Below are 19,210 nucleotides of genomic sequence, written 5' to 3'. Positions count from 1 at the left end.
ACTGACCTTACGGGACACCCGGACACGACGTTGAGTCAGGTATCCGCCAATTGTCTTACCGACCTGATTTCACACCTGCCTGACCGGCAGGTGTTTTTTTTGGCTGCCCGGCTTAACTACCGGGAGAAAGGGGATTAAGGATTATTCTTCAGCGTGAGCAGCAGGCCGTCGCGACGCATCTGGGCGGCTTCTTCCGGCTTATGCTGATGATCCAGCGTATCAGCCAGCCAGGCATAATCAAATGCGTCCGGGCGCTGCTTAAGGGCTTCCCTGAACGCCTCGCTGGCCAGCTCCCATTCTCCGTGCTTCATCAGCAACTGCCCCAGCGTACTGTGCAGCAGCGGAGTCGCGCCATGCTGTTTAATCTGATGACGCAGCGCTTTCTCGAGCTGTTCCGGATTGCCGGTCTTCAGCCGGGGCATTAGCAATATCAGGCGTTCGTCATAGGCCCGCTTCAACCCGTCCAGCACGATTTGCTGCGCCGTTTCATGATCGTTGCACACAATCAGATGGTCAGCCATCGCAACCTGGAGCGCCGTTTCATGCCGCGTTTTACGACTCTGCGACTGCCACCAGCGCTTCAGGCCATCGCTGCCCTGATCCGCCATTGCCTGATTCATCAGTCCCAGCCAGGCCTCCTGTTTCAGCGCCTGACGGTGAACGTCGTCTGAAACCTGCGCTTTCTCCATTGAAGGCAGGATATCAAGCAGCGCGCTCCATGCCCCCGTGCGGACGTAAGCCTGTTCGGCAAGACGCAGCACTTCCGGATGACGCGGGGCCACCTCGAGCAGGCGATCGACCCCGTTACGGGCCGCGTGATCTTCATTTCTTGCCAGCTGAATGCGGACGCGGGTGATTTCCACCGGTAGCTGATCGCTGCCTGCCAGTTCTGCAGCGCGTTCCAGATGCTGATTGGCGCGCGTGTCGTCGTTACGCTGCTGAGCGGCTTCCGCTGCCAGCAGGTAATTTACCATCGGCTGCTCGGCGTGATCGGCATTGCGCGACAGCAGCTTTTCAACCTGACGATAATCCCCTTCCGCCAGCTTCACCAGCGCGGCATTAGTCTGTTTGCGGGCCCGTTTGCCCTTACGGCCAAGGAACCAGCCGCGCGTTCTGACACCCGTGCGCAGCATACGGCGCAGGATCCACTCAACAAACAGAATAATCACCAGCGAAAGCAGCAGAATGATAGCCAAACCGGTGACGCTGGTTTCGATATTCCAGTTATCGGTCTGAATGAGCACGTAACCCTGATGGCCCGCCAGCATCGGGCCGAGTACCACGCCCGCGATAAGTAAAAGAAAAAGTATCAATACCTTAAGCATGCTTATTCTCCCTGCTGCTGTTGCCCGGCACTGGGCTGCGCCAGCAGGTTGCGCACGCGCGTTTGCATCAGTTTATCCAGCATAGGCTGGCTCTGCAGCGATTCAGGAAGATCCATTGAGATGCTTTGCTGACTGAGATCGTCCAGCTGACTTAAGAACGCTTTCGTGGCCGGGTCGCTGGTATCAAACCAGGCACGCACCCAGGCCGATACGGTATCGATGGATTGCTTGTAGATCTCATCCTGATGACGGGGAACCGCCTGTGCCGCAATGAGCAGACGGGAACGGATGTTTTCGCGCAGATAAATGTCCTGATTCGGGGCCAGCAGCGGCTCCGCCGTAGTATCACGGCGACGCACGGTGATGAAATCATCCATGAAATTGTGCCAGCTTTTCACCAGGTTCTGGCGCCACTCACGCAGGGAAGAGGTCAGCTCGCCGCTATCGGCATCCATCGGCGTATCGTCGTTATCGTTATCCGCCAGGCGCAGATTGTCCACCCCGTTCGACAGCTGGTTAAGCTTGAGGATAATGCCATCGTAGTCCACCTGGCTGACTGACGACAGGCTGCTAATATCCTGGGTCAGGGCGCGGCGTACCTCAATCAGGCTGGGATCGTTCATATCGGCCAGGCTGGAATCTGCGCTTTTAAGCAGCGCGGCGGCCGTGGTCACATCCCGATCGCTCCACAATTTACGACCTGCCAGCTTCACCAGATAATCGGCCTGCGCCAGCAGCCAGGTATGGGCATCGTTCCCGGAGATGGTGGCCACCTTTTGTTTCAACTCATCAAGCTGCTTACTCATTACCGCCTGCTGCTGCCTGGCGGCATCCAGCGCAGCGGTTTGCGTCGTCAGCTGCTGTCCCAGCGTTTGTTTATCGCTAACGGCCTGCTGTTGAAGCTGGGAGAGCTCCCCGGCCAGCGCTTTGCTGGCGGCTGCCTGCTGCTGCGCCTGATGCTTACCGTTAAAATAGAGGCCACCGCCTACGGCCAGTGCGATAGCAATTGCCACAACGGCCAGCGCCGTGCCGGTATTCTTCGACTTATGGGGCGTTTTACTCTCAGCCAGAGAGGGCCCGGCCGCTGGCGTGGTCTCCTCAATGCTGGCCGAGGGATCTTTGTGTTCCGTCATTGTGGCTTTCCCGTTTAAAAGTTTATTGTAACGCGCGGAGCAATGCGTCGTTATCGGCACCATCCGCAACCCTGATTTCGCGCCAACCCAGTTCCCTGGCGCAGGTTGCCAGGCGTTCACTGACGACAATCAGCCGACAGTGGAGAAGCCACTCCTCGCGATCGATTGCGGGAAATAGCGAAAAAAGCTGTTGCAACATCTCGCCGCTGGTCACCACCAGCGTGGTAATCCCGCTGTCCCGCCAGCGTCGTCCCTCTAACGGGCCGTGGTAATATTTCGCACAGCGTTGATAGCACTCGATAAACTGTACATCAGCACCGCGCTGTTGCAAGGTTTCAGCAAGTAATTCCCTGCCGCCATTGCCGCGCAAAATCAGCGCCCGCTTTCCAGCCACCTGCTGGAGTGCAGGTAATTGTATCAGCACCTCGCTGGTTTCGCGCTCGTGTGGCCAGACCACATTCAGCCCGCTGACGGCGTGCAGCGCCAGCGCGGTAGAGCGGCCTATCGCATAATAGTTGAGATTTGCGGGCCAGCTGCCCCCCGCCTTTACCAGCGCGGGCTGGGCGTAGTGAATAGCGTGCTGCGAAAGGATAAACACCAGATCGTCGTCGCGCAGGCTGGCTATCTGCGCCGGGAGACTTCCCAGCTGCGTACCCGGGGTGAATTCAATCAGAGGCATAGCCCAGGCAACCTGACCGGCAAGGCGCAACCGACTGACCAGCTCTTCAGCAGCAGGCTCCGGACGCGTTACCAGGATGCTCATTCGGGAGGATTCCCCTGATAAACGTCAGCGAGGATTTCCCGCCCCCCGTTATCAAGCAGCTCTTCGGCCAGGGAAATGCCCATTTTTTCCGCGTCTTCGCGAGGACCGCGCCGCTCACCGCGTACCATGGTTTTGCCGTCCGGCGCGCCGATCAGCCCGCGTAGCCAGATCTGGTCATCCACAAGCACGGCGTAGCTGCCAATCGGCACCTGACAACCCCCTTCGAGACGGGTGTTCATCGCGCGCTCGGCCCGGACGCGTGTCGCGGTATCCTCATCATTGAGCGCCGACAGCAGCGCGATAGTTTGCGCATCCTCAAGGCGACACTCAATGCCGACCGCGCCCTGGCCAACGGCGGGCAGTGACTCTTCGGCAGGCATGGCGTGACGAATACGATCGCCCAGCCCCAGGCGCTTAAGGCCGGCGACGGCAAGGATAATGGCGTCATAATCGCCCGCGTCCAGCTTCGCTAACCGCGTACCAACGTTGCCGCGCAGCGAGCGAATAATCAGGTCCGGGCGGCGGGCGCTTAGCTGACACTGGCGTCGCAGGCTGGAGGTGCCCACCACCGCGCCGTGCGGCAAATCGTCCACCGAGTCAAACTGGTTAGAAACGAAGGCGTCGAGCGGGTCTTCGCGCTCGCAGATCGTCACCAGTCCAAGGCCTTCAGGGAAGTCGACCGGCACGTCTTTCATCGAATGTACGGCGATATCCGCACGATCGGACAGCATGGCCAGTTCCAGTTCTTTGACAAACAGTCCCTTGCCGCCGACCTTCGCCAGTGGCGTATCCAGGATGATGTCGCCCTTAGTCACCATAGGCACCAGTTCGACGTTAAGCCCCGGATGACATGCCATCAGGCGCTGCTGCACATAATGTGCCTGCCACAGTGCAAGTGGGCTTTGTCTGGTAGCAATTCTTAAAATTTTGTCTAACATGCTTCTTACCGTTTTTATCGTTCATTGATTATCCTATCATTGAACCGTGAAGGCTGTCAGTTTCCGCGGCCTTAAACGGCAGGGAAGAAACGGATCCCGTACGCACTGGCAGGGGATATCGTAAATCGTACTAAACTGTTGTGTAGCGCAACTTTCTTTACGGTCAAGCTGCCAGGTGTTAGATTGATCACGTTTCCAGCAAAAATCCGTACGACTATTTTCTAAAAAAATGCGGCGGACGGCGGAAACAGGCTTTTTTATATGCACTGGGACAATCAGGCGAGACGTCTTGTACCTCTATATAGAGACACTGAAGCAGAGACTGGATGCCATTAACCAGCTGCGCGTTGATCGCGCGCTGGCTGCAATGGGGCCTGACTTTCAACAGGTATACAGTCTGCTGCCAACGTTATTACATTATCATCACCCGCTGATGCCGGGTTACCTTGAAGGTAACGTTCCACATGGCATCGGCTTCTACGCGCCTGATGAAAGCCAAAGCGCCTGGCTTGCCGATCTTGAAGGCGAGTCTGGTGCCAGCGCCGCGTTACCTCCCGAGGGTGAAATGCCCATCACTGGCGTTTACTCTATGGGCAGCACCTCTTCCGTCGGCCAGAACGTTACCTCGGATCTGGATATCTGGGTGTGCCACCAGTCATGGCTTGATAACGAAGAGCGACTGGGCTTACAGAAAAAATGCACCCTGCTGCAAAGCTGGTGCGCGGCGATGGGCGTGGAAGTCAGCTTCTTCCTGATTGATGAAAACCGCTTTCGTCATAATGAAAGCGGCAGCCTGGGCGGCGAAGACTGTGGCTCCACGCAGCATATTCTGCTGCTGGACGAATTTTATCGCACCGCCGTCCGCCTGGCAGGCAAGCGTATTCTGTGGAATATGGTTCCGGGCGAAGAGGAAGAGCACTACGACGATTATGTCATGTCGCTTTACCAGAAAGGCGTACTGACGCCGAACGAGTGGCTGGATCTGGGTGGCCTGGGTACGCTGTCTGCGGAAGAGTACTTTGGTGCCAGCCTGTGGCAGCTCTATAAAAGCATTGATTCCCCTTATAAAGCCGTGCTGAAAACGCTGCTGCTGGAAGCCTACTCCTGGGAGTATCCGGCGACCCGGCTGCTGGCGATGGATATTAAACAGCGCCTGCATGATGGCGAAATCGTCTCTTACGGCCTTGATCCTTACTGCATGATGCTGGAAAGGGTCACGCAGTATCTCACCAAAATCGATGACACCGCCCGGCTGGATCTGGTTCGCCGCTGCTTTTACCTTAAGGTATGCGAAAAGCTCTCCATCGAGGAAGAGCAGTCTGGCTGGCGGCGGGAGATCCTGAGCCAGCTGGTGAAGGAGTGGGGCTGGGACGACGCGCGTCTGGAAATCCTCGATAACCGTGCCAACTGGAAAATTGGCCGCGTGCGCGAGGCTCATAACGAACTGCTGGATGCGATGATGCAGAGCTATCGCAACCTGATCCGCTTTGCGCGGCGCAATAACCTGAGCGTCAGCGCCAGTCCGCAGGATATCGGCGTCCTGACGCGTAAACTCTATGCGGCTTTTGAAGCGCTGCCTGGCAAGGTGACGTTGATCAACCCGCAGATTTCGCCCGATCTGTCCGAAGCGCATCTGACCTTTATTCACGTGCCTAACGGCCGCGCTAACCGGGCGGGCTGGTATCTTTATAATCAGTCGCCGGATATGCAGTCTATTATCAGCCATCAGCCGCTGGAATATAACCGCTACCTTAATAAACTGGTGGCCTGGGCATGGTTTAACGGCCTGCTGACCCGCAATACGCGGCTGCATATCAAAGGCAATGCCGTATGCGATCTGGCGCGACTGCAGGAGCTGGTGGCGGATGTCTCCCATCACTTCCCGCTGCGCCTGCCATCCCCCACGGCAAAAGCGCTCTACAGCCCCTGCGAAATTCGCCATCTGGCGATTATCGTGAATCTGGAATATGACCCGACCGCCGCCTTCCGTAATCAGGTGGTGCACTTCGACTTCCGCAAGCTCGACGTGTTTAGCTTCGGTCAGCAGCCGCAGTGTTTAATCGGCAGTATCGATCTGCTCTATCGTAACTCGTGGAATGAGGTGCGTACGCTGCACTTTAACGGCGAGCAGGCGATGATTGAGGCGCTGAAAACCATTCTGGGCAAAATGCATCAGGATGCCGCCCCACCGGATGCGGTGGAGGTCTTCTGCTACAGCCAGCATCTCAGGGGGCTGATCCGCACCCGCGTTCAGCAGCTGGTATCGGAATGTATTGAGCTGCGACTTTCCAGTACGCGCCAGGAACCGGGCCGCTTTAAGGCCGTTCGCGTGGCAGGCCAGACGTGGGGGCTGTTCTTCGAGCGCATGAGTGTCTCGGTGCAAAAGCTGGAGAATGCGGTGGAGTTTTATGGTGCCATCTCTAATAACAAGCTGCACGGCCTGTCAATTAAGGTGGAAACCGATCAGTCGCGTCTGCCCTCGGTGGTGAATGGCTATGCCAGCGAAGGCATCATCCAGTTCTTCTTTGAAGACACCAAAGACGACCACGGATTTAACATCTATATTCTGGATGAAACCAACCGGGTCGAGATTTATCACCACTGCGAAGGCAGCAAAGAGGAGCTGGTGCGCGATGTCAGTCGCTTCTACTCCTCATCGCACGATCGCTTCACCTACGGTTCCAGCTTTATCAATTTCAACCTGCCGCAGTTTTATCAGATTGTTCAGGTCGACGATCGTTTTCAGGTGATCCCCTTCCGCAGCCAGACGCTCGCTCAGCTCTGCGCCAACGTATCTGATAATGCCTCGGGCGGGGATTACGCCCAGCACATTCAGATGCACTAAGCCAAACCTGCTTCGCTTCGCCAATTGAGAAACAGGATCACCATTTCAGTTGCTTTTAGCACTTCACCTGCGATGATAGACATCCAACAGGCACTGATAACGAGCAGAATAAGCATGAATAAAGTGATTTGCCGGATGGCGCTGGTGCTGGCTGTGGCCAGCCTGACGGGATGTGGACTAAAAGGGCCGCTCTACTTTCCTCCTCAGGAACAGCCAAAAAAGCAAACCAGCGCAAGCGACTATAAGCCAACCCGCGCGGATGCGCAGAAGCAGACAACCACCACCGATCCGACGCAGACCAGTACGTCGTCAGAGACCACTGAATCGGGCACGACGTCGGCTCAGTAAACTATGACATATTCGTCGGAGCAGAAAATGCAGTTCTCGAAGATGCACGGTCTGGGCAATGACTTTATGGTGGTCGATGCCGTTACGCAAAACGTCTATTTCTCGCCCGAGCTGATCCGGCGTCTGGCCGATCGTCATCTGGGGATCGGTTTTGATCAGCTGCTGATCGTTGAACCGCCCTACGATCCCGATCTGGATTTCCACTATCGCATTTTCAATTCTGACGGCAGTGAAGTTGCCCAGTGTGGCAATGGCGCGCGCTGTTTTGCCCGTTTTGTTCGCCTGAAGGGGCTGACCAATAAAAAAGATATCCAGGTCAGCACGCAGTCTGGGCGCATGGTACTCAGCGTGACCCAGGATGAGCGGGTCTGCGTGAATATGGGCGAACCCAACTTTGAACCCCAGCAGGTGCCTTTTCGCGCCAACAAGGCCGAAAGCCTTTACCTGATGCGTGCCGCTGAGCAAACGGTAATGTGCGGCGTGGTGTCATTGGGGAATCCTCACTGCGTGCTCCAGGTCGACAGCGTTAAAACCGCGCAGGTCTCGGTACTGGGTCCGGTACTCGAAAGCCATGAGCGCTTCCCCGAGCGGGTTAACGTCGGCTTTATGGAGATCGTGGACAGCGGGCATATCCGCCTGCGCGTCTTTGAGCGAGGCGCGGGCGAGACGCAGGCCTGCGGCAGCGGTGCCTGTGCGGCCGTGGCGGTTGGGATCCAGCAGGCGCTGCTGGCAGAACAGGTTCGGGTCGATCTGCCAGGCGGCAGCTTAAATATTGCCTGGAAAGGTCCCGGTCATCCGCTCTATATGACCGGCCCTGCCACTCACGTTTATGACGGGTTTATCCACTTATGAAATATGTCGGGGAACAACAGGTTACCAGCGAACTGATGCTGGACGATCGTGCCGTTAGCGATTACCTGCTGCAACATCCGGACTTCTTTATTCGCAATGCGCGGCAGGTCGAGCAGATGCTGGTGCCCCACCCCGTACGCGGCAGCGTATCCCTGGTGGAATGGCAGTTGGGTCGTCAGCGCCATCATATCGGCCAGCTGGAAGAAGAGATCACCCTGCTGATGGAGCAGGCCAGTGCCAATCAGCAGCTGTTCGATCGCCTGCTAACGCTACAGGGCCGTCTGGCCTCAGCCCCCAGCCTGCATGAAATGCTTAACCGCCTGCATCGCTGGGCGCGCGAACTGGGGCTGGCCGGAGCGAATGTGCGTCTGTTCAGCGAAAAGTGGCGCATAGGCGCACCATCGGATTTCACCCAGCTTGCGCTGTCGCGTCAGGCGTTCGAATCCGTTCGCATTCAGCGTCTCGGCAATAAGCAACACTTCTTAGGCAGCCTGAATGGCCCCGAGCTGCTGCTGCTGCTGCCGCAGGCGAAAGCGATTGGCTCGGTTGCACTGTCGCTGATGGGCGAGCAGGGCGATCTGGGCGTACTCATTTTCAGCAGCCGCGACACTCAGCACTACCAGTCAGGCATGGGCACGGTGCTGCTCCAGCATCTCTCCCTGATGCTGCCCGAACTGCTGGCGCGGTGGGTTGAGCGCGTATGAGCAGCGACGCGCCTCTACTTAACGCCGTAGAGGGCTTTCTGCGTTATCTTAAGGTTGAACGCCAGCTAAGCCCGCTGACGCAAATCAATTATCAACGTCAGCTGACCGCCTGTATCGTACTGCTGGAAGAGATGAAACTACCCGACTGGCGGCAGCTCGACGCCGCCCGGGTCCGCTCGCTGGCGGCGCGCAGCCGTCGTGCCGGGTTGAAACCCGCCAGCCTGGCGCTGCGCCTCTCCGCCCTGCGCAGCTTTCTCGACTGGCTGGTCGCCCAGGGGGTGATAAAAGCCAATCCGGCAAAAGGCGTTGCGACGCCGCGCGCGCCGCGCCACCTGCCAAAAAATATAGACGTGGACGACGTCAACCGCCTGCTGGAGATCGACATTAACGATCCGCTGGCGGTGCGGGATCGGGCCATGCTGGAGATCATGTACGGCGCCGGACTTCGTCTCTCTGAACTGGTCGGGATCGACACCGGCCATCTTGATCTGGCGTCCGGTGAAGTCTGGGTGGTGGGTAAGGGCAGTAAAGAGCGCCGCCTGCCCATAGGCCGGACGGCGGTAACCTGGATGGAGCACTGGCTGGCGCTGCGTGAACTCTTTGCGCCTGAAGACGATGCGGTTTTCCTGTCAAAGCAGGGCAAGCGTATCTCGACGCGCAATGTGCAGAAGCGCTTCGCCGAATGGGGCGTAAAGCAGGGCATCTCCAGCCATATTCATCCACACAAGCTGCGCCACTCCTTTGCCACCCATATGCTGGAGTCCAGCGGCGATCTCCGGGCCGTACAGGAGCTGCTGGGACACGCCAACCTGAGTACCACGCAAATCTATACCCATCTCGACTTTCAACATCTGGCGTCGGTCTACGATGCTGCCCATCCCCGTGCGAAACGAGGAAAATCCTGATGCACTTTTACCGCCCGCTGCGCCCTGTGGCGGCGATGTCGTTCGATCTCGACGACACGCTGTACGATAATCACCCGGTTATCCGCCGTACGACCAAAGAATCCCACGCTTTTTTACAGCAGTATCATCCTGCGCTTAACGGATTCAGCGTAGAGAACTACCAGCAGCTGCGCGACAGCCTGCGCGAGCAGGAGCCGGAGATCTATCACGACGTCAGCGAATGGCGCCGCCGCGCCATTGAGCTGGCGATGCGCCAGGCGGGACTGAGTGACAGCGAAGCGGATAAGGGATCGCGGGTGGTGATGACGCATTTCACCCACTGGCGTAATCAGATTGCGGTGCCGGATGAGACCCACACCACGCTTGCCGCACTGGCGGAAAAGCTGCCGCTGATAGCGATAACGAATGGTAATGCCGATCCGCATCTGTTTGGTCTGGAAGGCTATTTTACCTTTATTCTGCGAGCCGGCCCGCACGGCCGCGCCAAGCCGTATCAGGATATGTATCACCTGGCCGCAGAAAAGCTTAATCTGCCGCTGGAAAGCATTCTGCATGTGGGCGACGACCTGACCACGGACGTGGCGGGCGCGGTGCGCAGCGGCATGCAGGCCTGTTGGATAAACCTGCGCGGCGGCAATCTGATGCATATTGATGATGCCCGCCTGCTGCCCACGCTGGAAATTTCACGGTTGGCATCGCTGACTACGCTGATATAATAGGCTGGTTAAATATCCAGTGGGGCGCATGACGCTCCTTTTCTCTTTTTCTGGTGGTGCCTGTGGACGTTTCTGAGTTGCTGGACAGTTTGAATGACAAACAACGCGAGGCCGTTGCCGCGCCGCGCAGCAACTTACTGGTGCTGGCGGGGGCAGGCAGCGGTAAAACCCGCGTGCTGGTGCACCGCATCGCCTGGCTGATGGCGGTGGAGAACTGTTCTCCCTATTCAATCATGGCGGTAACGTTCACTAACAAAGCGGCAGCCGAAATGCGCCACCGCATCGAGCAGCTGATAGGCACCAGCCAGGGCGGCATGTGGATCGGTACCTTCCACGGCCTGGCGCACCGCCTGCTACGCGCTCATCACCTGGATGCCAGCCTGCCACAGGACTTTCAGATCCTCGACAGCGAGGATCAGATGCGTCTGCTCAAGCGTCTGATCAAGGCGATGAATCTGGACGAAAAGCAGTGGCCTGCCCGTCAGGGGATGTGGTACATCAACGGCAAAAAAGATGAAGGGCTGCGACCAAAGCATATTGAAAGCTACGGTAATCCGGTTGAACAAACCTGGCTGCGCATCTACCAGGCCTATCAGGAAGCCTGCGATCGGGCAGGATTGGTGGATTTTGCCGAACTGCTGCTGCGCGCGCACGAACTGTGGCTTAATAAGCCGCATATCCTCAATCACTACCGCGAACGCTTTACCAATATCCTGGTCGACGAATTCCAGGATACCAACAATATCCAGTACGCCTGGATACGCATGCTGGCGGGCGATACCGGCAAAGTGATTATCGTGGGTGACGACGATCAGTCGATCTACGGCTGGCGCGGCGCGCAGGTGGAGAATATTCAGCGCTTCCTCAACGACTTCCCCGGTGCGGAAACAATCCGCCTCGAGCAAAACTACCGCTCGACCAATAATATTCTGAAAGCAGCCAATGCGCTGATCGCCAACAATACCGGTCGGCTGGGCAAAGAGCTGTGGACCGACGACAGCGACGGTGAGCCGATAGCCCTGTACTGCGCCTTTAACGAGCTGGATGAAGCCCGCTATGTGGTCAACCGCATCAAGGTATGGATGGAAAACGGCGGGGCGCTGAATGACTGCGCCATTCTCTATCGCAGCAACGCCCAGTCGCGCGTGCTGGAAGAAGCCCTGCTGCAAACCAGCATGCCCTACCGTATTTATGGCGGAATGCGCTTCTTTGAACGTCAGGAAATCAAAGACTCACTGGCCTATCTGCGGCTAATCGCGAACCGTAATGACGATGCGGCCTTTGAGCGCGTGGTGAACACGCCAACGCGCGGCATCGGCGATCGTACGCTTGATGTTGTCAGACAGACCGCCCGTGAGCGGCAGCTAACGCTGTGGCAGAGTACGCGCGCGCTGTTGCAGGAGAAAGCGCTGGCCGGACGCGCGGCCTCGGCGCTACAGCGCTTCAGCGAGCTGGTGGATTCGCTGGCCCAGGAAACCAGCGAGCTGCCGCTCCACGTCCAGACTGACCGGGTAATTAAGGATTCGGGCCTGTGGCTGATGTACGAGCAGGAGAAGGGTGAAAAAGGCCAGGCGCGAGTCGAGAACCTTGAGGAACTGGTCAACGCCACCCGGCAGTACAGCTATCAGGATGAAGACGAAGATCTGATGCCGCTACAGGCTTTTCTCTCGCATGCCGCGCTGGAGGCCGGCGAAGGTCAGGCAGATAAGTGGCAGGACGCGGTACAGCTGATGACCATGCATGCCGCGAAGGGCCTGGAGTTTATGCAGGTGTTTATCGTCGGAATGGAAGAGGGCATGTTCCCCAGCCAGATGTCGCTGGAAGAGGGCGGCAGGCTGGAAGAGGAGCGGCGGCTTGCCTACGTCGGCGTCACGCGCGCCATGCAGAAACTGACGCTGACCTTTGCGGAAACCCGCCGCCTGTACGGCAAAGAGGTTTTCCACCGCCCCTCTCGCTTCGTTGGCGAACTGCCTGAGGAGTGTGTGGAAGAGGTTCGCCTGCGCGCCAGCATCAGCCGTCCGGTCAGCCACCAGCGTATGGGGACGCCGGTTTCGCAAAATGACAGCGGGTTTGCGCTTGGCCAGCGGGTACGTCACGCTAAGTTTGGTGAAGGGACCATCGTTAACCTGGAAGGCAGTGGCGATCACAGTCGCCTTCAGGTGGCGTTTCAGGGGCAGGGCATTAAGTGGCTGGTAGCCGCCTATGCGAAGCTGGAAACGGTGTGAATGAATGTCACTATGAAACCGTTCAGTAGCTGAAACCCAATAATGGTGTTTCCGGAGCTGGCGGCCCCAACAGCGGTGGCGGATGGACCACCACCACCGATCCCGGTGGCTGGAGTGTGCATCACTATACTGGCGGTAACAGCAGTTCTACCAGTCCCCAGGGGAATGGTGGGGGTAACGGCAATAACGGATCTTCAGGCAGCAGTAAAATCAATCTTACGCTCTTTCCGGAGGCACAGGCATCGGTAGCTGCGGAAAAAGTCACCAACATCGCGCCAGAAGCACTACCGAAAAGTGGCACCGTGGCGGTTAAGGCGCGTATTCAGGATGTCGTGGTTGAGGAGAAACAGCAGTTAGCGGTGGTGCGCCCCGGCAAAAGTCAGCCCGCGCAGCAGGTTCAGGTAGTGCAGGCGGTCAGTACCGCGCGACCGGATGTCTATCAGGTTAGCGTGGTACCGGGTATGCCGCCGGTGCATATTCAGCTTTCGGATGAAACCAAACCGGCGCTCAGTCAACCCTCGGCGGTGTTTACGGAAGTTAAAGAGGCGCAGCCTGGCGCAGTGATCCCCGCAGGGGGCAATAACACTCATGATGCCATTGTGCATTTTCCCACCGGGTCCGGGCAGCCACCGCTGTATGTCTCGGTGGTTGAAATCATGGCACCCGTTAACCAAAAAAACTCAACGAACTCGCCCGAAAACAGCAGACCGTCTGGGCCATTGAGTCTTTGCAAACGCTGCTGAACGAATCACTGCCCCGTATCCGGAGCGACAGCTACACCCTTCCCCTGTTTACCGCAGAAGAAAACCAGTTGCTGCGTGAAAACAGCTATGCCCGGCAACTGGTACAGGTTAAAATTTTTGACATAAGCCATATCCGTGCCAGCGCAGCGGCGCTGCTGGCCGAAACGGATCTGCTCCGCGCCAAAGGCGATACTGCCGGAGCCGACCAACTGCAGCAACAGGCCGCCGCGTTAAACGGGTCGGTTGCTGCATATGAAGCTGAGTTGGTTGCGTTACGTGAAAGTGCTGCAGAAATTAACACCCGCTATGAGGCGATGTATCAGGCGGCCAGCCAGCGTTTTTCTCAGCATCGCGCGGAGGAGAACCGCAAGGCGGTAGAGGCGTATCGCCAGCAAAGAAAGCAGGATCTGCAGGATTATCTCAGCACGGCGATGGTCGCCGCTAATATTAAATCCGCTGAACAACTCAGTGAGGAAATAGAGAAAACACGGCAGTCCCTGCAACAGTCAATTCCCTCCATTGATGCAGCCTGGCAGGAAATTGCCGAGAGCATAGCGGCCACTCTCCCGGTCACTGAACCGATCTCTCCGCCCGATATAAAAATTGATATTCCCGCTTTTGGTGTACCGGCACCGCCCTCTTTTATGCCGCAAAAAACGCTGGAGGAACAGCAGGCGTGGGCGCAAACCAAACTGGCTGTCGCCGGAACCGTGGTATTGCGCGGGTTTGCCGCAGAGGCAGAATCCAGCCGTTCACCGCTGAGTTTTGCCGGGCATCAATTGGGCAGCGTTACCTTTGCTGGCGAGGAAGCCGACCGGTTATGGCAAAGAGCTGAAGAGGCGCGAAAAACGTTGCAGGAAACATCGCACACTCTGCCCGCGGCGGTGACGCTGACCGCGATAGATTTCACTGACACCGATATCAGCACCGTTATGCTGCCCGCTGATGTGCTGGGGCTGACGGATAGCGCAGCCCTGAACAGGGTCGGTGATACGATAGCACTGTCACTGACCGCGCAACTGGTGTTGCAGGATAACCTGTTGAAGGTGGCGTTGGTGCGTCATGAAAAACCGGTCAATGTTCCTGTTGTACACCTTTCCGCCTGGAGTGATGCGGACACCGGATTCTATCATTATGATCTTTGTGATGATGCCGGGGTCAGAGTACCGGTCTTAATCACTCCGGATAAAGCGCCAGGCAGCGGGCCGCTCACGCCTCAGGTGCCGCAAATCCCGGAAGCGATTATCCATACCGGCAATAACAGCGGAACTCAGCCCGCGCCGGTTGTCGAAACGCTGCCCGCTGCGGGGGATACCGGCTACCGCGAACGGATCATTATCCCCCCTGCGGCATCCGGCCTTAAACCCCTCTGGATAATGTTTAACTACCTGCCGGGTAAGTTAAGTATAATGAGGTCTGTAACCCACTGAACCAAAGATTAAGATAATTATTTCAAATAGCGGTCGCCCGGCTGTGCGCTGGCATACCAGGCCATCACTTCAGCCGTTCCTTCGGCACCTTCCTGCGGTGCCCAGTGCTGACAGTCATCTTCCGTCAGCGCCTGATATGGGCCATGTTTCACCTCAAAAATTACGCCGCCTTCATCCAGAGACAGCACCGCATGCCAGCTAAAAGCGGGTATTTCCTGTAACAAAATATCTTCGCCCAGCACGATACGATGGGTCACTTCTCCTGCGTCGTTAAACTGCAACACCACAAAGCGGCCCTTTAGCGGCGTGAGCAACTCCCAGGTTTGCGGATGGCGGTGCGGGCGGATATAGGTACGCGGTTCCATGGCGATGGCCAGACGTTGTACCGGATCGCTGAGTTCTTCATGCAGCGTGCGGTGTGAACGCAGTCGGGCCACGCTGGCAGCCTGTTCACTCATGTGTCTTAAGTCGGAACGGGTAATCTGTTTCATTGGAATCCTTATTATCCGGGGTTGCTGTTGACGCCATTTTCAGCACAGCGTAACATGCGCGCACCATTACCCTAAGAGGACATTCGCCTTGGACACACCCAGTAGATACTGGCTCATTGACCTGGATAACAGGTACAACTCCTAAGGCTATCCTCCTCTGCCGATAGCCTTCGTGGTTGTTGGCGACCTCCGCTTTGCGTCGCTCTGAGTCATATCGACCTGAAACGCCCCGTGTTCAAGCGCCAGTCCCACGTTATTGCGATTTGGGAGTACAGCTATGCTGAGCGCATTTAAACTTGATCACAGCCGCCTGATCCGTCTCGAGCTGGAAGAACCTGGCGATGAGCTGGTCAGTTCGGTCTGGGTTGACCTGGTTGAGCCTGAAGAGAACGAGCGCGATCGCGTGCAGAACGAGCTGGGCCAGAGCCTGGCAACCCGTCCTGAACTGGAAGACATCGAGGCATCTGCCCGTTTCTTTGAAGACGAAGACGGCCTGCATATCCACTCTTTTTTCTTCTATGAAGATGCGGACGACCACGCCGGTAACTCCACGGTGGCATTTACCATCCGTGAAGGCCGTCTTTACACGCTGCGCGAGCGCGAACTGCCTGCGTTCCGTCTTTATCGCATGCGCGCACGTAATCAGGTGCTGATTGACGGTAATGCCTGGGAGCTGCTGCTGGACCTGTTTGAAACGAAAATCGAACAGCTGGCGGATGAAATTGAAAACATCTACAGCGATCTGGAAAAGCTCAGCCGGGTTATTATGGAAGGACAGCAGGGTGACGAGTTTGACTCAGCGCTGTCAACGCTGGCGGAACTGGAAGATATCGGCTGGAAGGTTCGCCTCTGCCTGATGGATACCCAGCGCGCGCTTAACTTCCTGGTGCGTAAGGCTCGCCTGCCGGGCAATCAGCTGGAGCAGGCGCGGGAAATTCTGCGCGACATCGAATCGCTGCTGCCGCATAACGAATCGCTGTTCCAGAAGGTGAACTTCCTGATGCAGGCGGCGATGGGCTTTATCAATATCGAACAGAACCGCATCATCAAAATCTTCTCGGTGGTCTCCGTGGTGTTCCTGCCGCCAACGCTGGTGGCCTCCAGCTACGGCATGAACTTTGAGTTTATGCCGGAGCTGAAGTGGAGCTTTGGTTACCCCGGCGCGATTGCTCTGATGATCCTGGCGGGGCTGGCGCCTTACGCCTACTTTAAGCGCAAAAACTGGCTCTGACGCCGCCGTGTGGATGACATCCACCCTGACCGCCAGGGTGAATGTCACATATCAGACGGGTACCGGCTGTCTGCGCCTGAACGTCCATATTGCATCAAAAATAAACACCGCCAGCGCGGCCCAGATAAAGCTAAAAGAGAGGACTTTATCCGGCGTCATCTGTTCGCCGTAAAAGATAACGGCCAGCAGGAACATCAGCGTCGGGCCAAGGTACTGAAAAAAACCGACAGTGGAGAGGCGCAGGCGCGTGCAGGCGGCGGTAAACAGCATCAGCGGGACGGTGGTCACCACCCCTGCGGCAATCAGCAGCAGGTTAAGATGTAACGTATTCTGGCTCAGATGGCTGGTGTGGCTGTCGGCCACGACGAAAAGATAAATGGCGGCCGCCGGGAGCAGCCAGGTGGTTTCAATCAGCATGCCGGTCTGGGCATCCACCCCAATCTTCTTGCGCAGCAGGCCGTACAAGGAAAATGTCACCGCCAGGCCCAGCGCAATGACCGGTACCGAGCCAAACTTCCACAGCTGTAGCAGGACGCCGCAGGCGGCCAACGCCACTGCCAGCCACTGTGCCCGCCGGAAACGCTCCCCCAGAAACACCATCCCCACAAGCACGTTGAGCAGTGGATTAATGAAATAGCCCAGGCTGGCCTCCAGCAAATGCTGGTTATTCACCGCCCAGATAAACAGCAGCCAGTTACCGGCTATCACCGTGGCGGAAAGCGCCAGCAGCAGCACTTTCTTCGGCTGACGAAGCGTAAGCTTTACGCTCTCCCAGTTCCGGCAAAGGCTAACCAACAGCAGCATAAAGAAAAATGACCAGATAACCCGGTGTGTCATGATTTCCGTGGGCGGCACCTCCTGAATCAGCTTGAAGTAGGCAGGTGCTACGCCCCAGATAAAATAGGCACCCAGGGCGAACAGTACGCCCTGTCGCGTTTGTTGCGCGTCCATGAAAGTTTACTCCGTTAAATGAGTGGATAGGAGGCAGATGTTTGTTCGTAAAGCTGTACAGGCAGATAACGTTTAGTTTTTACTAGCCGACAAGATAGGTTGCCGTCGCGCTGGCGATGTAGACCCCTATGTCATTGTGCAGCTCCACCCGGGCAACGGCCACTTTGTTCCCCGCGCGTAGCAGACTGCTGCTGGCGATAAAACGCTCTCCCCGGCCCGGCCGCAGATAATCCACGCGCATATCAATGGTGCCCATGCGCGAAAGTCGCTGACGCAGTTCATCTTCGGTGATGCTCTCCTGACGGGTGAGGGCGCTGCTCACGCAAATCAGCCCCGCGGCAACGTCCAGTACGGCGGCAATCACCCCGCCGTGCAGGATCTGTTGCGCCACGTTACCCACCAGCTTTGTCTGGTTGTCAAAACTGAGTTCGGCATAGTCGGGTTCCAGACGATCCAGGCGCAGGCCCAGTGACTGATTGAACGGCATATCATAGACAAATATATCTCCGATCAGGCGCCGGGCAGCGTCCTGAGGCAGAGAGACGGCTGAGGTCATAAGGCGTTTCCTTTGTGGCAAAATGGCACAGAGAGAGTGGGCAACGGCATCACTGTTATACGCTCAGCCTCTGCCGCGTTTTACTTTATACAATCAGCACTAATGCCCCCCGACGTTTCTGTGTAGAATGGCGTGCTTTTTACCCACATTACGTTCAATTCTGGAGAACACATATGGCTATGCTCAAAGGATTGCTGATGACAGCACTCCTGTTTCCCTCGTTAGTACTGGCACAGGAAGCGACGGTCACGGAAGTACATGACCAGCCTGCCGTGCGCGGCAGTATCATTGCTAACCTGCTGGAAAAGCATGACAACCCCTTTGTGCTTTATCCCTATGAAAGTAATTACATCATTTATACCGATACCAGCAGCATCAATAAAGAGGCGATTAAGTCATATAACTGGGCGAATAAGGCGAAGCACGACGAGGCAAAGTTTCAGCTAAGTCTGGCGTTTCCGCTGTGGCGTGGAATTGCGGGCGATAACTCGGTGCTGGCGGCCTCCTATACTCAGGACTCCTGGTGGCAGATCTCGAACCGGGGCGGCTCATCCCCGTTCCGCGAAACGAACTATCAGCCGCAAATTTTCATCGGTTGGGCAACGGATTATTCGTTCGCGGGCTGGACGCTGCGCGATGTGGAAACGGGCCTGAACCATGAGTCCAACGGACGTTCCGATCCGACTTCCCGTAGCTGGAACCGCGTATACGCCCGACTGATGGCGCAGAACGGTAACTGGATGGTGGAAGCTAAACCCTGGTACCGCATTCCAGAAAGTGAAAATAATGATGATAACCCAGATATCACTAAGTACATGGGGTATTATCGCCTGACGGTAGGCTATCAGTGGGGCGAAAGCATCTTCAGCGTGAAGAGCAACTATAACTGGAACACCGGTTACGGCGGCGCGGAGATGGGCTGGAGTTATCCACTCAGTGAGCATATGCGCTTCTACACCCAGTTGTTTAGCGGCTACGGTGAATCACTGATTGACTACAATCATCGCCAGACGCGTATTGGCGTCGGCGTGATGCTGAACGACCTGTTTTAAAG

General features: G+C 56.9%; 19 protein-coding genes. 12 read left to right on the top strand and 7 right to left on the bottom strand.

The features are described from left to right. Nucleotides 1-134: 134 nt before the first annotated feature. The 4 genes from hemY to hemC are packed head-to-tail and all read right to left on the bottom strand — an operon-like array spanning nucleotide 135 to nucleotide 4,159. Nucleotides 135-1,325, bottom strand: coding sequence for a protoheme IX biogenesis protein HemY (hemY, locus tag ACLRGG_RS11980; RefSeq protein WP_416249987.1), 1,191 nt, complete (start codon nucleotides 1,323-1,325; stop codon nucleotides 135-137). A 2-nt stretch (nucleotides 1,326-1,327) separates the two neighbouring features. Further along, entirely contained in the window at nucleotides 1,328-2,458 is a 1,131-nt protein-coding gene (gene hemX, locus ACLRGG_RS11975) for a uroporphyrinogen-III C-methyltransferase (protein ID WP_416249986.1), read from the bottom strand. 22 nt (nucleotides 2,459-2,480) lie between these two features. Then, nucleotides 2,481-3,221 (bottom strand): uroporphyrinogen-III synthase, encoded by a 741-nt coding sequence (gene hemD / locus ACLRGG_RS11970; RefSeq protein WP_416249985.1) that lies wholly within the window; start codon nucleotides 3,219-3,221, stop codon nucleotides 2,481-2,483. Next, entirely contained in the window at nucleotides 3,218-4,159 is a 942-nt protein-coding gene (gene hemC / locus ACLRGG_RS11965; RefSeq protein WP_416249984.1) for a hydroxymethylbilane synthase, read from the bottom strand. The genes hemD and hemC overlap by 4 nt, the downstream gene beginning before the upstream one ends. A gap of 289 nt (nucleotides 4,160-4,448) precedes the next feature. Between hemC and ACLRGG_RS11960 the strand changes: the two genes are divergently transcribed. The 9 genes from ACLRGG_RS11960 (at nucleotide 4,449) to ACLRGG_RS11920 (ending at nucleotide 14,927) form a co-directional block, all read left to right on the top strand. After that, the gene (locus ACLRGG_RS11960; protein ID WP_416249983.1) at nucleotides 4,449-7,004 is read left to right on the top strand and encodes a class I adenylate cyclase; all 2,556 of its coding nucleotides are present in this window, start codon (nucleotides 4,449-4,451) and stop codon (nucleotides 7,002-7,004) included. Between the two features lie 114 nt (nucleotides 7,005-7,118). Next, on the top strand, nucleotides 7,119-7,352 hold the full coding sequence (lptM, locus tag ACLRGG_RS11955; RefSeq protein WP_073981057.1) for an LPS translocon maturation chaperone LptM: 234 nt from the start codon (nucleotides 7,119-7,121) through the stop codon (nucleotides 7,350-7,352). A 27-nt stretch (nucleotides 7,353-7,379) separates the two neighbouring features. After that, entirely contained in the window at nucleotides 7,380-8,204 is an 825-nt protein-coding gene (gene dapF, locus ACLRGG_RS11950) for a diaminopimelate epimerase (protein ID WP_416249982.1), read from the top strand. Beyond that, the gene (locus tag ACLRGG_RS11945; protein ID WP_416249981.1) at nucleotides 8,201-8,908 is read left to right on the top strand and encodes a DUF484 domain-containing protein; all 708 of its coding nucleotides are present in this window, start codon (nucleotides 8,201-8,203) and stop codon (nucleotides 8,906-8,908) included. The genes dapF and ACLRGG_RS11945 overlap by 4 nt, the downstream gene beginning before the upstream one ends. Next, complete coding sequence (gene xerC / locus ACLRGG_RS11940; RefSeq protein ID WP_416249980.1) at nucleotides 8,905-9,813, top strand: tyrosine recombinase XerC; 909 nt, start codon at nucleotides 8,905-8,907, stop codon at nucleotides 9,811-9,813. Before ACLRGG_RS11945 ends, xerC begins: the two co-directional genes overlap by 4 nt. Next, nucleotides 9,813-10,529 carry a 5-amino-6-(5-phospho-D-ribitylamino)uracil phosphatase YigB gene (gene yigB / locus ACLRGG_RS11935; protein ID WP_416249978.1) on the top strand — a complete coding sequence of 239 codons (717 nt, stop codon included), beginning with the start codon at nucleotides 9,813-9,815 and terminating at the stop codon, nucleotides 10,527-10,529. The genes xerC and yigB overlap by 1 nt, the downstream gene beginning before the upstream one ends. Nucleotides 10,530-10,591: 62 nt before the next feature. After that, entirely contained in the window at nucleotides 10,592-12,754 is a 2,163-nt protein-coding gene (uvrD, locus tag ACLRGG_RS11930) for a DNA helicase II (RefSeq protein ID WP_416249977.1), read from the top strand. Nucleotides 12,755-12,870: 116 nt separating this feature from the next. Next, nucleotides 12,871-13,497, top strand: coding sequence for a colicin-like bacteriocin tRNase domain-containing protein (locus ACLRGG_RS11925; protein WP_416249976.1), 627 nt, complete (start codon nucleotides 12,871-12,873; stop codon nucleotides 13,495-13,497). Then, nucleotides 13,482-14,927: an S-type pyocin domain-containing protein gene (locus ACLRGG_RS11920; protein WP_416249975.1), complete on the top strand. Its 1,446-nt coding sequence runs from the start codon at nucleotides 13,482-13,484 to the stop codon at nucleotides 14,925-14,927. The genes ACLRGG_RS11925 and ACLRGG_RS11920 overlap by 16 nt, the downstream gene beginning before the upstream one ends. Before the next feature lie 17 nt (nucleotides 14,928-14,944). On the opposite strand, the gene ACLRGG_RS11915 is transcribed toward ACLRGG_RS11920, so the two are convergent. Then, nucleotides 14,945-15,418 carry a WbuC family cupin fold metalloprotein gene (locus tag ACLRGG_RS11915; RefSeq protein WP_416249974.1) on the bottom strand — a complete coding sequence of 158 codons (474 nt, stop codon included), beginning with the start codon at nucleotides 15,416-15,418 and terminating at the stop codon, nucleotides 14,945-14,947. Between the two features lie 88 nt (nucleotides 15,419-15,506). Here ACLRGG_RS11915 and ysgD point away from each other — a divergent pair, with 88 nt between their 5' ends. Both ysgD and corA read left to right on the top strand, forming a co-directional pair. Continuing rightward, nucleotides 15,507-15,563: a YsgD/CorL family protein gene (ysgD, locus tag ACLRGG_RS11910; RefSeq protein WP_369815727.1), complete on the top strand. Its 57-nt coding sequence runs from the start codon at nucleotides 15,507-15,509 to the stop codon at nucleotides 15,561-15,563. 132 nt (nucleotides 15,564-15,695) lie between these two features. Continuing rightward, on the top strand, nucleotides 15,696-16,649 hold the full coding sequence (gene corA / locus ACLRGG_RS11905; protein WP_416249973.1) for a magnesium/cobalt transporter CorA: 954 nt from the start codon (nucleotides 15,696-15,698) through the stop codon (nucleotides 16,647-16,649). 51 nt (nucleotides 16,650-16,700) lie between these two features. On the opposite strand, the gene rarD is transcribed toward corA, so the two are convergent. Together rarD and ACLRGG_RS11895 are read right to left on the bottom strand one after the other, a co-directional pair. After that, the gene (rarD, locus tag ACLRGG_RS11900) at nucleotides 16,701-17,600 is read right to left on the bottom strand and encodes an EamA family transporter RarD (protein WP_416249972.1); all 900 of its coding nucleotides are present in this window, start codon (nucleotides 17,598-17,600) and stop codon (nucleotides 16,701-16,703) included. A gap of 82 nt (nucleotides 17,601-17,682) precedes the next feature. After that, nucleotides 17,683-18,156 (bottom strand): thioesterase family protein, encoded by a 474-nt coding sequence (locus tag ACLRGG_RS11895; RefSeq protein WP_416249971.1) that lies wholly within the window; start codon nucleotides 18,154-18,156, stop codon nucleotides 17,683-17,685. A gap of 173 nt (nucleotides 18,157-18,329) precedes the next feature. Here ACLRGG_RS11895 and pldA point away from each other — a divergent pair, with 173 nt between their 5' ends. Then, complete coding sequence (pldA, locus tag ACLRGG_RS11890) at nucleotides 18,330-19,208, top strand: phospholipase A (protein WP_067709753.1); 879 nt, start codon at nucleotides 18,330-18,332, stop codon at nucleotides 19,206-19,208. Nucleotides 19,209-19,210: the final 2 nt, after the last annotated feature.

This window comes from Erwinia sp. PPS120 (assembly GCF_047918655.1).
In the GTDB taxonomy this organism is placed as follows: domain Bacteria; phylum Pseudomonadota; class Gammaproteobacteria; order Enterobacterales; family Enterobacteriaceae; genus Erwinia; species Erwinia tasmaniensis_A.
This window is presented reverse-complemented; position numbering and strand designations above follow the sequence as displayed.

What these genes read in the sequence shown, in the direction of transcription:
- hemD (WP_416249985.1), bottom strand. Translation starts at nt 3,221, where the DNA reads ATGAGCATCCTGGTAACGCGTCCGGAGCCTGCTGCTGAAGAGCTGGTC.
- yigB (WP_416249978.1), top strand. Translation starts at nt 9,813, where the DNA reads ATGCACTTTTACCGCCCGCTGCGCCCTGTGGCGGCGATGTCGTTCGAT.
- hemX (WP_416249986.1), bottom strand. Translation starts at nt 2,458, where the DNA reads ATGACGGAACACAAAGATCCCTCGGCCAGCATTGAGGAGACCACGCCA.
- xerC (WP_416249980.1), top strand. Translation starts at nt 8,905, where the DNA reads ATGAGCAGCGACGCGCCTCTACTTAACGCCGTAGAGGGCTTTCTGCGT.
- ACLRGG_RS11895 (WP_416249971.1), bottom strand. Translation starts at nt 18,156, where the DNA reads ATGACCTCAGCCGTCTCTCTGCCTCAGGACGCTGCCCGGCGCCTGATC.
- pldA (WP_067709753.1), top strand. Translation starts at nt 18,330, where the DNA reads ATGGCTATGCTCAAAGGATTGCTGATGACAGCACTCCTGTTTCCCTCG.
- hemC (WP_416249984.1), bottom strand. Translation starts at nt 4,159, where the DNA reads ATGTTAGACAAAATTTTAAGAATTGCTACCAGACAAAGCCCACTTGCA.
- lptM (WP_073981057.1), top strand. Translation starts at nt 7,119, where the DNA reads ATGAATAAAGTGATTTGCCGGATGGCGCTGGTGCTGGCTGTGGCCAGC.
- ACLRGG_RS11915 (WP_416249974.1), bottom strand. Translation starts at nt 15,418, where the DNA reads ATGAAACAGATTACCCGTTCCGACTTAAGACACATGAGTGAACAGGCT.
- dapF (WP_416249982.1), top strand. Translation starts at nt 7,380, where the DNA reads ATGCAGTTCTCGAAGATGCACGGTCTGGGCAATGACTTTATGGTGGTC.
- corA (WP_416249973.1), top strand. Translation starts at nt 15,696, where the DNA reads ATGCTGAGCGCATTTAAACTTGATCACAGCCGCCTGATCCGTCTCGAG.
- ACLRGG_RS11945 (WP_416249981.1), top strand. Translation starts at nt 8,201, where the DNA reads ATGAAATATGTCGGGGAACAACAGGTTACCAGCGAACTGATGCTGGAC.
- hemY (WP_416249987.1), bottom strand. Translation starts at nt 1,325, where the DNA reads ATGCTTAAGGTATTGATACTTTTTCTTTTACTTATCGCGGGCGTGGTA.
- rarD (WP_416249972.1), bottom strand. Translation starts at nt 17,600, where the DNA reads ATGGACGCGCAACAAACGCGACAGGGCGTACTGTTCGCCCTGGGTGCC.